9 protein-coding genes and 1 riboswitch are annotated in these 13215 nt (G+C 27.9%); of the genes, 7 read left to right on the forward strand and 2 right to left on the reverse strand.

Going from position 1 to position 13215, the window contains the following annotated elements; genetic code table 11:
* Positions 1–109 precede the first annotated feature (109 nt).
* The 4 genes from L3B98_RS04965 to L3B98_RS04980 all read left to right on the forward strand — a co-directional run bounded on the left by L3B98_RS04965 (position 110) and on the right by L3B98_RS04980 (position 5538).
* Complete coding sequence (locus tag L3B98_RS04965; RefSeq protein WP_015394847.1) at positions 110–1231, forward strand: serine hydrolase domain-containing protein; 1122 nt, start codon at positions 110–112, stop codon at positions 1229–1231.
* Positions 1232–1242: 11 nt separating this feature from the next.
* Positions 1243–2583: a hypothetical protein gene (locus tag L3B98_RS04970; RefSeq protein WP_238915833.1), complete on the forward strand. Its 1341-nt coding sequence runs from the start codon at positions 1243–1245 to the stop codon at positions 2581–2583.
* Between the two features lie 18 nt (positions 2584–2601).
* Positions 2602–3573 carry a U32 family peptidase gene (locus L3B98_RS04975; protein ID WP_015394845.1) on the forward strand — a complete coding sequence of 324 codons (972 nt, stop codon included), beginning with the start codon at positions 2602–2604 and terminating at the stop codon, positions 3571–3573.
* A gap of 306 nt (positions 3574–3879) precedes the next feature.
* A riboswitch (glycine riboswitch) is annotated at positions 3880–3979 on the forward strand.
* Between the two features lie 164 nt (positions 3980–4143).
* Positions 4144–5538, forward strand: a complete 1395-nt coding sequence (locus L3B98_RS04980; RefSeq protein WP_015394844.1) for an amino acid permease — start codon at positions 4144–4146, stop codon at positions 5536–5538.
* A 141-nt stretch (positions 5539–5679) separates the two neighbouring features.
* Here the strand turns inward: L3B98_RS04980 and L3B98_RS04985 are convergent, their stop codons facing one another.
* The gene (locus L3B98_RS04985; protein ID WP_238915834.1) at positions 5680–7221 is read right to left on the reverse strand and encodes a helix-turn-helix domain-containing protein; all 1542 of its coding nucleotides are present in this window, start codon (positions 7219–7221) and stop codon (positions 5680–5682) included.
* A gap of 371 nt (positions 7222–7592) precedes the next feature.
* On the opposite strand from L3B98_RS04985, the gene L3B98_RS04990 reads away from it, so the two are divergent.
* The 3 genes from L3B98_RS04990 to L3B98_RS05000 all read left to right on the forward strand — a co-directional run bounded on the left by L3B98_RS04990 (position 7593) and on the right by L3B98_RS05000 (position 11741).
* On the forward strand, positions 7593–9305 hold the full coding sequence (locus L3B98_RS04990; protein ID WP_015394842.1) for an MCP four helix bundle domain-containing protein: 1713 nt from the start codon (positions 7593–7595) through the stop codon (positions 9303–9305).
* 94 nt (positions 9306–9399) lie between these two features.
* On the forward strand, positions 9400–10368 hold the full coding sequence (locus L3B98_RS04995; protein WP_238915835.1) for a tRNA-dihydrouridine synthase family protein: 969 nt from the start codon (positions 9400–9402) through the stop codon (positions 10366–10368).
* Between the two features lie 176 nt (positions 10369–10544).
* Complete coding sequence (locus L3B98_RS05000) at positions 10545–11741, forward strand: cadherin-like beta sandwich domain-containing protein (RefSeq protein ID WP_238915836.1); 1197 nt, start codon at positions 10545–10547, stop codon at positions 11739–11741.
* A 200-nt stretch (positions 11742–11941) separates the two neighbouring features.
* On the opposite strand, the gene L3B98_RS05005 is transcribed toward L3B98_RS05000, so the two are convergent.
* A complete protein-coding gene (locus L3B98_RS05005; RefSeq protein WP_077365970.1) occupies positions 11942–13123 on the reverse strand; it encodes a helix-turn-helix domain-containing protein in 1182 nt (393 codons plus the stop codon).
* Positions 13124–13215: the final 92 nt, after the last annotated feature.

The raw sequence follows: 13215 nt of genomic DNA on the forward strand, positions 1-13215 counted from the left end.
AACAATTAATTAGTGAAACTGTGTTATAATATAAAAAAATTTAACAGAAGATTATGTAGTTAATTTTTAAACGGATTTACTAATATTCAGATTTTGAGGGAAATAATTTATGATAAAAAAATTTATAATATATATTGTAGCGCTAACAATCGTGATAGTGCTACTGCTTAATGGGTGTTCAAGCAATGAACCTAATGAGGCAAAAGCGCTAAGAGAAAGTTCTAACGGAATTAATAAGTATACTCAGTCAAAGATAATAGAATATATTGATAATTATTCTAAAGACTATGAATTTAGTGGTTCAATTCTTATTACAGAAGGAAGTACTATATTATTTGATAAAGCCTTTGGAATGGCAGATTATGATAATAATATTGAAAATACTACGCAGACTCAGTTTGAAATTGCTTCTATAACAAAACAATTTACAGCAACAGCAATTTTAATGCTTCAAGAAAAGAATTTATTAAGTGTTCAAGATCCTATTAGCAAATACATTCCAGATTACCCAAAAGGAGATGAAATAAAGATTTGCAATCTTCTTGATCATACTTCTGGAATTCCAGATTATGTTGATTCAATTGGGAATGTTGAAAGTGGAGAGCAGGTATACACTTTAGAAGAACTTATAAGTCTATTTAAAGATGAACCTCTTGAGTTTGAGGTTGGAACGGATTTTAAGTATAGTAATTCTAATTACATATTACTCGGATATATAATAGAAAAAGTATCCCAAAAAAATTATAAAGAATATATAGAAGAAAACATACTTAAGCCTTTGAGTTTGAATAGTACAGGATTTTTAAGTAATGGAAATGATATGAAAAACAAGGCTATTGGTTACGCTGAAATAATTAATAGCCAAAATCAATATGAAAAGTCAATTGATACTGAGGGATCTTTTATAGCATCAGCTGGGGAAATGTACTCAACTGTTGAAGATTTGTACAGGTGGGAAGAAGCATTATATTCAGAAAAAATAATTAATAAACAATCCCTAAATGAAATGTTTACTCCTAATTTATCAGATTATGGATATGGATGGTTTATCGATGAAAGTACTTTAGGAAATAAAAGTATTTCTCATGGTGGAGATTTACCAGGATATACTTCATATGTAAAGAGAAACCTTGATAAAAGGTATTTAGTTATTATATTAAGTAATAGAGATGATGATCCTTATGTAAATTATATAGCTACAGGAGTAACAAAAATTTTAGAAAATAAATAAGAGGTATTATTTTGGAAAAAGAAGAAGTTGAATTATTACCAGCAGGTCTCATAAGTTGTCTATTAGATAATATAGAAGTGCGTATTTTAAAGATATCTCCACAAAAATTAACGGTACGTGTTTCAGAAGAAATAGAAAATATAGATAGTATAAAAGTAATGTTTTATATATTTAATGAAAATAAATATGAAGAAGTTAAAATAAGTAGTCATGTTCTTATTGAAAAGACAAAATTTGAATTTTATCTAAGTTATACTTTTGCTATTGATTCACAAGAATATTCCTATAATGTTAGAAATAGTTTTAGAAATTATTCAAAATATATTATGTCAAAAACCTTTGGTGAAGACAGTGAATTTTCAAAGGAAATGGTTGGATACCCAGCGGAAAAGGATACTGAATTTTATAAGGATTATTTAGAGCAAAAAGAAGAATGGCTATCTAATTTGAATTATTTAGAATGGGATAATACTATTCTAAATTCAATAGAATTCGCTATTGCTTTAGATAACGATACATTGTATAAAAAATATATGCACAAAGACATTAAAGCTTTTACTAAGGAGTATTTAAAAGAAAATTTTATAAATACACATAAACTATTTCAAATGGATGTTACAAGACTTTATATTGGAAATGAATTTTGTCATAATTTATTTCCAGAAGTGGAACTTTTAAAGAAGCTGTTAGATAAAGCTTATAGGGAAAATCTTCATATCACATTGTGTTTTACATATTTAAGAGATTGCTATATAGAAAAAACTAAAGATATAATAGAAAAAGTATATGCTTGGTGTAAGGATAAAAGTGAAAAAATAGAAATTATAATAAATGATTTTGGCATGTTGAAACTAGTTGAAGAGAAATTAGATTTTTTTATGCTGTCCCTAGGAGTTTTATTGAATAAGAGAAAAAAAGATCCAAGGTACATTTATAAAAAAGGTTATGCTGAAAATAAGGAACTTATGGCGAAAAACAATCTTAATAGTGCGCTCTTTAATAAATTTTTGAAAGATTGTAACATAGAACGATATGAATATGAAAATTGTGGTTATAGAATATCAATTGCAGAAGGAAAACATAGCATTCATATTCCTTTTTACCAAACAAATACCTCACAATATTGTCCGCTATATGCTAAATGTACAACCATGGATAGAGGAAAGCAGAAACTTATTACTAGCTGTGAAAAATATTGTAAAGATTATATATTTGCTTATCCAAAGCATTTAAATATGGTTGGAAGGTATAATTCCTTGTTTGCTTTTGATGACACTTTGCTTAAAAATCCAAAGGAATTAGAATATTATGTTAGCAGTGGCATAGATAGAATTGTTTTAAATTTTATATGAAGATAAGAGGAAAAGCTAATGAAGATAGTAGCAGGCTTAGGATGTATTGACGATTATTTAACTTTGGTAAAAGCAGGAGTGGATGAAGTATTTTGTGGATATGTTCCATACGAGTGGAATAAAAAATATGGTAGTTTATTTCCTTTAAATAGGAGAGAAGTACTTTACTATAATGTTCAAATAAATTCTTTTGAGGATATGAAAATACTTAAAAAAATGATGGATAGATACAAAGTTCCAGTAAATATAACATTTAATTATTTGTATTACCTAGAAGAACAATATGAAATGATAGCTAAAATGATAAAAGCTTTGATAGATATTGGATTCTATGAGTTTATTATAGCAGACCTTGCACTTATATTATATTTAAAAGAAAACGGGATAAAATGTTCAATTCATTTAAGTGGGGAATGTGTTGAACTTAATCGTCTTTCTGTTGATTTTTTTAATAAATTTGATATATCACGTTATATATTTCATAGGAAAAATTCCATTGAAGATATGAAAGCATGTATAGAAGATAATAAAGATAAAAATATTGAGTATGAGGCATTTATTTTAAATGAGAGATGTCATTATACAGGAGCTTTTTGCAACTCTCTACATTGTGATGAGATGATTCATTTATGCAAAATGCCATATAAGTTAACTAAAGAAAATAAATTTGCTAATAATTTTAAGGAAGTTGATCAAAAACTTGAAGCTTATATGGAAAGTGATTATGACATAGTAGATGAAATGGAAGATTCAGATGTACTTGGTGGTACTGGTTGTGGATTATGTTCTTTACAAAAAATGAAAATTGCTGGTGTTACACATTTAAAAGTTGTTGGAAGAGGGAATTCTGTTGATAATATGAAAAGAGATGTGGAAGATTTAAGAAAAGCATTAAGCATACTTGAAGATCTTGAAGAGTGTGAAGCTTTTGAAGAAAAAATGAAAGATAAACTATTTTGTAATAAGTGTAGTGGTTCATGTTATTATTAAATTAAAAAATTTAATAATATACATAATATAGTAGGTGGTTTGATGAAAAAATAGGATCATCTACTATTTTTTTATACAATTCATGGTTAATTTGGAATTGTGATAAAAATATATTTTAATTCTAATTAAAATGAAAAAAATATTGCAAGTTTGATGAAAATATATTAATATATAACAGTAAAATTTAATATTTTATTTATAAAATTTAAAAAAGTTCAGATGAAGATAGCGGGAGAGTAATGGCAATGCTGTTCACCGAAGAAGTAAATCTTTCAGGTACCTATTAAGTTAGAGATGACCGTTATTGGATGAACCCTTGGAGAGACTCGAAATAGAGCACCGAAGGAGCAAGTTATATGAGAAATCATATGGTGAAACTCTCAGGTAAAAGGACAGGGGACAGATACATATCTTATCAAAGTGATATATTATTATTTTATAGATAACTATTTAATAGTATTATTGCTTCATTTAGATCTTATCTATTCCCATTTGTATCTCCAACCACAAAATACTTATAGGAAAAGGCATTATAAAATAACAGCCTTTTAACTAAGATGGAGGGATAAAATGGAACAATCAAAATCAAACAATCAAAATTTATCAAGAGGTCTTAAAAATCGTCACGTGCAACTACTTGCAATCGGTGGAGCAATAGGAACAGGACTTTTTCTTGGTTCTGGAAGGTCCATTCACTTAGCTGGACCATCTATTTTATTTGCTTATATGATAACTGGAATAATTTGTTTCTTTGTTATGCGTGCCCTTGGGGAATTGCTACTTTCTAATTTAAATTACCATTCTTTTGTTGACTTTGTATATGATTATTTAGGTGAAAGAGCAGCCTTTATTACAGGATGGACTTATTGGTTCTGTTGGATTTCACTCGCTATGGCAGATGTAACAGCTGCTGGACTTTATATACAATATTGGTTTCCAAATGTGGCACAATGGGTTCCAAGTCTTATGATTCTTGTAATATTATTAATTATGAATCTTACAGCTGTAAAATTATTTGGTGAAATGGAATTTTGGTTTGCACTAATTAAAGTTATTGCAATTTTAGCATTAATTGTAATTGGTACCTTTATGATTATTAAGGGCTTTTCTACAGATGCTGGTGCATCAAGCTTTGCAAATCTTTGGAGTAATGGAGGCTTGTTTCCAAATGGAATAAATGGATTTATACTTTCATTTCAAATGGTGGTATTTGCTTTTACTGGAATAGAATTAGTTGGTTTAACAGCTGGAGAAACTGAAGACCCAGAACGTGTTATTCCTAAAGCTATTAACAATATTCCAATTAGAATAATTATTTTCTATGTTGGAGCACTTTTTGTTATTATGAGCATATACCCTTGGAATTCAATCAATCCAGAAAAAAGTCCATTTGTACAAGTGTTTTCAGCAGTAGGAATAGCAGCAGCAGCAAGTATTGTAAATTTTGTTGTATTAACTTCAGCAGCTTCTGCATGTAACAGTGGAATTTTTAGTACAAGCAGAATGGTATACTCTCTTGCTAAAGAAGGGAATGCTCCTGAATCTATGAAAAAATTAACTTCTACTCAAGTACCTTCTAATGCTACAGTATTTTCTGCAATTGTTATTTTAATTTCAGTTGTTTTGAATTATATTATGCCTGAAGGCGTGTTTGTATTAATAACAAGTATATCAACATTTTGTTTTATATTTATTTGGGCAATTATCGTGATTTGCCATATTAAATATCGCAAAACTAAACCTGAACTTGCAGCTAAGAATAAATTTAAAATGCCGTTTTATCCAGTTATTAACTATATAATTTTAGTATTTTTTGCTTTTGTCCTTGTTACATTAGCACTTAATAATGAAACGCGCGTAGCATTATTTGTAACACCCGCATGGTTTATAATGCTTGCATTAATATATAATGTAGCTAAATCAAAAAAGAAAAATGAAGAAGTAGTTATGTCAAAACAAATATAAATAGAATCATAATAGATTTAAAAGAAGTTAATGTATTAGATTATAAAATACGTTAACTTCTTTTTCATGAAGATTTTTAAATAGAAGAGGAATATAAATGTATAAGATTTCGGTAATTGTTGCATAAAATTCTTAAAAGCACTAATATTTTAACCACTCGCTAATTTTTTGAGAAAAATATAATTTGAAAATATTTATCCCATTTGTTAAATCTAGGTCTGTAATTTCACTGATTTTATTGAGGCGATAGGCCATGGTGTTCCTATGAATAAATAATTTATCTGCTGCTGCAGAGATGTTATTTGCACATAAAATATATTCATAAATAGTTTTGCAATATTCTGTTCCATTTAATTTATCATGTTTTAATAATTTATTATACGAAGGATGGCAAAATATTTTTAGTTCATCTTTATATTTAAGTTTAGAAAATAAATGAAATAAATCAACATTTTCATAAGGATATATACAAATAGAAGCTTTATTAGTACGAGTACCAATTTCATAGGCTATGGAGGCTTGGTGATAATAAGAACTTAAATTTTCAAATTCAGATTTAGAAAAAATCCTACTAATACCACCTTTAATATTGTTGTTGTTTAAAATATCTTTGATGTTATTGAGCTCTATATCATATTCAGTTTGCTTATTATAATTGATTATTACTACCAGAGAATCATGGTATCGTGCAATCTTAGAAATAGTAGATCTTTCTATTAATCTAGTATATAAATAGTCCAAAAAACTTATGCTTTGATCTGATTTAAATAATGGAATTTTTACAAGGCAGAAGTATTTTTTTAAAGACCAATTAGCATTATGTAAGCGATCTGAAAGAATAATTGTGGCAGGAATTTCTCCATTTAACAGGTCTATTATTATATCCTCATGGACTGTAGGGGTAATTGCCTCTTCATAAATATCCGTTCGTATTGCAACTGTAAGAATATCAGAAAGCATTTTAACTGTATCAATATCACTTGGAGAGAATTCTTTATTTATTGCATGTACTCCAATATAGCCTAAAATTTGATTTCCCATAGTTAATTTATTTGATATTATGTTAATTTTTTTCGCTACTCCATCGGTAAATAATACTGGAATATCGCTTTCAATAACTTTTTTAGTAATACCTTCATTTTTATAGCAAGTAATGGAATCCTGACAACAGTACCCATGAGTCCTAGCAAATTCCCAAAAAGGTTCATCTATATGGAAATTTGACATAGCTAGTACCTTATATGCAGAATTTGTGACAATAATAGGATTCCCTAATATTTTTGTTCCAATATCAATTAATTCTCTTAAGCTATGTCCCTTGATTAATGCAGAAAAAATTGATGACATATTTGAAGCTAATTCTACTTTTTTACGAAATTCAATTTGAATAATGTCATAAAGAACTTCTAGTGAAATGGTCTCATCCCAAATAGCAAATTCACCTGATATATGTATATCTTCTTTTAAAGGAATATCTGGTATTAAAATAAAACCAACATAAGATTGATTTAGACACATATTATCTAAATCTGAAATAAAACCAACATATAAAGTATTATCGTGCAAAGATGATGCGTTAATGAGCAGAGTAACCATAGTATATTGAATGGCGTTCTTTTTATTACTATGAATTGTTAAGTTGGTTTTATCTATTCTTTTTAATAAGCTATGGAACGTTAACATTTAATCAACCTTTCGACAATGATTGTGCTTTTTGCACTTTTATTAGTAATAATGTTTTTAGTTCTGCACAATGAATTATAAATGATAAAATATTATAATATTAAATGGACTAAATTGCTGTATATATTTTTATTAATTAGCTGATTAATGAACAATAATAAATTAATGCTGATTTCAGATAGAAATAGTTGAGTTTTTAACAATTTTTTGCAACATATATATTATTATGATTACAATTATTTAATATTATATCATAATAGATAAATCAACATTATGAATTATTAAATTGTAAATTATTACATTTAAATGATTTTATGGTAGGAATGTTTTTAGTATTTTAAATTCGCAAAAATAAAGGAGAGGGATAATTAATGGGGTTTTTAGGAAATGTAAAAGTTAGGGTCAAGTTAATAGCAGCATTTTTAATAGTAACAGTTCTAATTGGAATTGTAGGTGTGGTTGGTATTATATCATTTAAGAATATAGGAGAAAAATCAGAATTAATGTATTCAATTAATTTGCGTAGTGTCTATATTTTAACTGATATGAAGGAAAATCTTTCGGAAATCAGAACTGATATTTTATCACTAGTATTCAAAAAAAAATCTTCAGAAAAATCAGATTTGATGAATGATATTTTGGAAAATCAAAAACAAAATGATGAATATATTAATGAGTATGAAAATCTCATTGTAAGTGATAAAGAAAAGAAAGAATATGAGATATTTATAAGTTGCTTTAAGCAATATGGGGAGATAAGAACAGAAATTACTAAGTATGTAGATTCAGATGATTATGTAAAGGCAGAAGAGAAATATGCTGATATCCCTAAAGTTAGAAAGGCGATGTTTGACAGTTTAGATAAATTGATAGAGATAAACTTACACGATGCTAACGTAGCTAATGAAAATATTCAAGCAATTAATGCTAAATCAACTACGGCTATGATTGCAATAACAGTGTTAGGCTTTATAATTGCAATTACTTTAGGATTCCTTATGGCACAAAATATAAATAAGCCACTTCAAAAAATAGTTGAATTTGCTAAAAGATTATCGTCTTACGATTTTTCAACGGCAATGACAATTACAAGAAAAGATGAATTTGGCCAAACTGGTGTTGAATTAAATAAAGCACAGGAAAATGTAAGCAATCTGGTTAAGGTTATTCAAGAAAAATCTCAGGATATAGGTGCATATAGTGAGGAACTATCAGCAACTGTTGAGGAACTAGCATCAAAAGCAGTAAGTATAGATGAGGCAGTAAATAATATTAATGATAATATGCATGATTCTAGTGCAGGAGCAGAAGAAATAAGTGCATCTATCCAAGAAGTGGATTCAAGTATAAATATACTTTCACAAAAAGCAATGGATGGAAGTACTAATGCAAATAAGTCTAAGGAAAGAGCAAATAAGGTTAAAATTGAAAGTCAAAAAACAATTGAAGATGCTAGACTTATATATGTTGAAAAACAACAAAGAATGTTAGATGTTATTGAAGATGGAAAAGTGGTTAATGATATTAGAGTTATGGCAGATACAATAGCTGATATAGCAGATCAAACAAATTTACTTGCATTAAATGCAGCTATAGAAGCTGCAAGAGCTGGAGAGATGGGAAAAGGTTTTGCAGTTGTAGCTGAAGAGGTTAGAACTCTTGCAGAAGAATCGGGAGAAGCAGTAAAAAATATTAAAGATACTATAGTTAAAGTAGAAGCAGCTTTTAAAAAGAGTTTGGATACAGGGAATGAGATCTTAGAATTTATAAATAATGATATAGATGATCAATTTAGAGAATATAAGAAAACAGGTGAACAATATTATGATGATTCTGAGTTTGTAAGTAATATGTCAGAAGAGATAGCAGCAATGTCAGAAGAAGTCACAGCTACAGTTGGACAAGTAAGTGGAGCAATTCAAAATATGGCAGAATCAACCCAAAAATCTACAGAACAGGCAGAAACAATAAAAGAAAGTATGAACGAAACAACTCAAGCAATAGAACAGGTTGCAGTAACAGCTCAAAGTCAAGCAGAATTAGCTCAAAATCTTAATGAAATAATTCATAAATTTAAAATTTAAAATCTTGTTTAAAAATCCACGATGGAAATATCGTGGATTTTTATTTATAATAGAAAAGAATATTTAAAACATTATAATTAAGAGGAGTTTTTAAATGAAATATTACTTTGCCCCAATGGAAGGTATTACTGGATTTATTTATAGAAATTCATATGAAAAGTTTTTTGGAAATATTGATAAATATTTTGCACCTTTTATTGTTCCAAATAAAAGTAGGAGTCTTAAAACTAAAGAATTAAGAGATATCTTACCTGAAAATAATATTGGGATGAATTTAGTTCCACAAATTCTAACTAATGATTCAGAGGGATTTATATATACTACTAAGAAATTACAAGAATTAGGTTATGAAGAAGTCAACTTGAATCTAGGTTGTCCTGCTGGAACAGTAGTTTCTAAAAACAGAGGTTCAGGATTTTTGGCCAAAAGAGAAGATTTAGATATTTTTTTAGACGAAATATTTAAGATAAATAATATGAAAATATCAATAAAGACTAGAATAGGGAAGGATAATCCAGAAGAATTTTACGAGCTAATAAAAATTTACAATAAATATCCTATAGAGGAATTAATAATTCATCCTAGAACACAAAAAGATTTTTATGGTAATAAACCTAATTTAGAGGTATTTAGTGATGCCTTAAGGTTAAGTACTAATCCATTGTGTTATAATGGAGATATTTTTACAGTTCAAAATTATGAAGGATTAACAAAAGCTTTTCCAGAAGTGCAAGCAGTAATGCTAGGAAGAGGTATATTAGCTAATCCAGGTTTAATGAATTTAATAAAAAGCAATATTAATCTAGATAAAAAAATATTAAAAGATTTTCATGATGAAATTTTAAATAAATATATTGAATTATTCAATGAAGAAAAAAATGCAATTTTTAGAATGAAAGAATTATGGGGATATATGATCTACATATTTTCTGATAATAAAAAATATGCTAAAAAAATAAAGAAGTCACAAAAATTATTTGATTATAATGAAGCAGTTTCAAGTTTATTTGAAGAGCAGAATATTATAGTAGGAGCAGGATTATTCTATAAGGAAGATTTATGATTTTTATATATTTTTAGAGTTTTGTTATAATAATGTGATGAAAATGTGACATAAATGTAACAAAACATGGTTAATATAATAATTGAAAGCTATTATAGGAAATGATTTCCTAAAAGGAAATATTTCAAAGCTAGAATTAATATACTTTTTTATTTGGAAATAAGGGAGGATAATTTATGAACAAAAATCTTAAGCGTGTTATAGCACTTGTCCTAGCAATAGGAGCATTTTCGGTATCAACGCCAGCAACCCACTTAAACTTGTTGACGACAAAAGTTTATGCTGCAGATAATTCTACAGATACATTGAGTAGTTTGAGATTAGAAAAAGCAAGTGGAAGTGATATACAACTTTATAGTGATAGTGATTATGAAAGTGATAACAAAGTAGATGATAATGATGTGACAAAAGGTGATACCTATTATGCAAAAACTTCAACTAGTAAGGTTAAAATTGAAGCTGATGGACCTGATGAAAAATATGTTAGAGTATTTAAAGGAACTTCAGGGTCAACTAAAGGTAAAGAACTAGGAGATAGCATTTCATTATCCTCGGATACTACAAAATTAATTGTAAGGATATACAGTTCAGAACCAGATGATGATGTAAGATATGGTGATGATGATAATGTAATAGGAACATATACAATTAAAGTTGAATGTACATCTACTAGCACCAGTGATGACGAAGATAATTCTGATAGTTATGATGACATTTATTTGGACAAACTTTCTGTAAATGGTGATAGCATTTCATTATCAGATTCGAAGACTACATATACATATAGTGTAGATAATGATGTGACAGAAGCAACCATTAAAGCTGTACCACCAGATGAAGATGATGACACTTATTCAGTTACAATTGATGGATCTGATGTAAATAGCGATGATAAGTTTAAGAAAACAGTAGATTTAAGCGAAGGTGAAAATGAATTTAAAATAAAACTTGAAGATGACAGTGATAATGAAAGGGAGTATACTTTAAAGATAACAAGAGAAAGTGGTAAGTCTGCAGTAGCAGCAACGAATGATAGTGATTCAAGTAAGCCTAATGGTATTACTAATCCTCAAGCAGGCCCTGCACCTCTGGATCAGAAAAAATCAAATGATGTAGCTACTAAAATTGGATGGGTTCAAGTAAATGGCGGGTGGCAATTTTATGATTCTACAGGAAATTTATTGAAGAAAACATGGTATTTTGATAGAGGTTACGGAAAGTGGTATTTCTTAGGTACAGATGGAATGATGTCAGTGAATTCTTGGATATTGACGGAAGGTAAATATTATTATGTTGGTGCTGATGGAGCGATGGCAACTAATACTATGATTGGTCAATATAAAGTCGGGGTTGATGGAGCTTGGATACAATAATATATATTAAGATATAACTTTAATTAGGAAACTCACAAAAGTCATATATGAGATTTTTGTGAGTTTATTTTTATTCTTTACGAGGAATTTATAATTCAGTAAAATCTGTGGATAATATATAAAAAAGACTATTTAACTGAGTTGTGCATAAGAAAAGAATAAAAAACAAATCATATTCGCATGCATAAAAGGTTATTTTATTATACAGATTTACGATAAGTTTGTGGTGTAATACCAAATTGATTTTTAAAGGCTCTTTGAAAGTGACTTTGGCTAGAGAAACAAAGAAAATTGCTTATTTCACTTATACTCTTATTTGAATAGGCTAATAGATCTTTTGCATTTTCTAATTTACATTGTCTAATAAAATTGCTTAAATCAAAGCCTAATTGTTTTTTGACTTTATGAGAGAGATAAGAACGATTAAAACCAAAATATTCAGCTATATCAGCAACTGTAATATTTTTATTTGTATTTTCGCGTACATATTGAATAACACGATGAAGTACTGTATCAGAATTTAATGGAATTATTGAATTGGCAGTACGATTAGTATAATCATACAAAACATTATTTAAAAGAGAATTAATAGCATTAATATCCGTTAATCGCTCCATTTGTTGGATATAAATATCTGACAGGTTATAGGCAATATTAGGCGAGAGGCCTCCTTTTATTGCTGCTCGGGTTGCTAAAGTAACTGCCACAATAAATATATTTTTTGATTGCCTTAAGTTATTATCAGCTATTTTTCCTACCTTCATATTTTGGGTTTGAATACGAAAATTTGATAATCCTTCAATGTCACCATTTTCAATATATCTGAAAAATTCATTTTCAATAGAATAATTGTTATTTAAAATATTTTCTTCCATTGATTCAGCGGTATGTTTAGAATAATTTTGGTTAATTATATTATGTAATTTGGAATCTAAATTATTATTTAAATCTTTATGTGACATCTCCTCATTATTTAAGGTGTAATTTATAAGTATAAGAGTATTTATAAAGATATCAAGGTTTTGAGTAGGAATATTATAGAAAAAATTGCAAAAGGATTCCCAACTAGATTCATCAATGGAAAAATCGTTTCTCATACTAAATAGAGTTTCTTTTGAATATGGTAAGGCACTTATTGGACCTATAACAATACAAGTATTGCTATCTTTAATTTGAATGCATCCATAATAAGAATAGAACTTTGTAATGGTATAGTTTAAATTATTTCTCATTTCCAATAATTTTATAAGATAAGTCGTTGGTGGCAAAGTATATTTTTTTTGAATAGGATAACAAAGTGTCAGTTCCTTATTTTCGTATATATAAATTGGAATAAAGAAAGAACTGTATATATACTCACAATACTTTTTTACATCAATCATGACTTAATTTACCTCCAATATATAACAATAATATAATATAGCTAATAAAAATGCAATACATAGAAGTAAACGTATACTAAAATAATATTTGG

Origin of the sequence: Clostridium sp. YIM B02555 (assembly GCF_022320955.1) — a bacterium.
Lineage (GTDB): Bacteria > Bacillota > Clostridia > Clostridiales > Clostridiaceae > Clostridium > Clostridium saccharoperbutylacetonicum.

Bases quoted from the DNA above. Each gene is read 5' to 3' on its own strand.
- L3B98_RS04975 (WP_015394845.1), top strand. From the start codon at position 2,602: ATGAAGATAGTAGCAGGCTTAGGATGTATTGACGATTATTTAACTTTG.
- L3B98_RS04995 (WP_238915835.1), top strand. From the start codon at position 9,400: ATGAAATATTACTTTGCCCCAATGGAAGGTATTACTGGATTTATTTAT.
- L3B98_RS04965 (WP_015394847.1), top strand. From the start codon at position 110: ATGATAAAAAAATTTATAATATATATTGTAGCGCTAACAATCGTGATA.
- L3B98_RS05005 (WP_077365970.1), bottom strand. From the start codon at position 13,123: ATGATTGATGTAAAAAAGTATTGTGAGTATATATACAGTTCTTTCTTT.
- L3B98_RS04985 (WP_238915834.1), bottom strand. From the start codon at position 7,221: ATGTTAACGTTCCATAGCTTATTAAAAAGAATAGATAAAACCAACTTA.
- L3B98_RS04990 (WP_015394842.1), top strand. From the start codon at position 7,593: ATGGGGTTTTTAGGAAATGTAAAAGTTAGGGTCAAGTTAATAGCAGCA.
- L3B98_RS04980 (WP_015394844.1), top strand. From the start codon at position 4,144: ATGGAACAATCAAAATCAAACAATCAAAATTTATCAAGAGGTCTTAAA.
- L3B98_RS05000 (WP_238915836.1), top strand. From the start codon at position 10,545: ATGAACAAAAATCTTAAGCGTGTTATAGCACTTGTCCTAGCAATAGGA.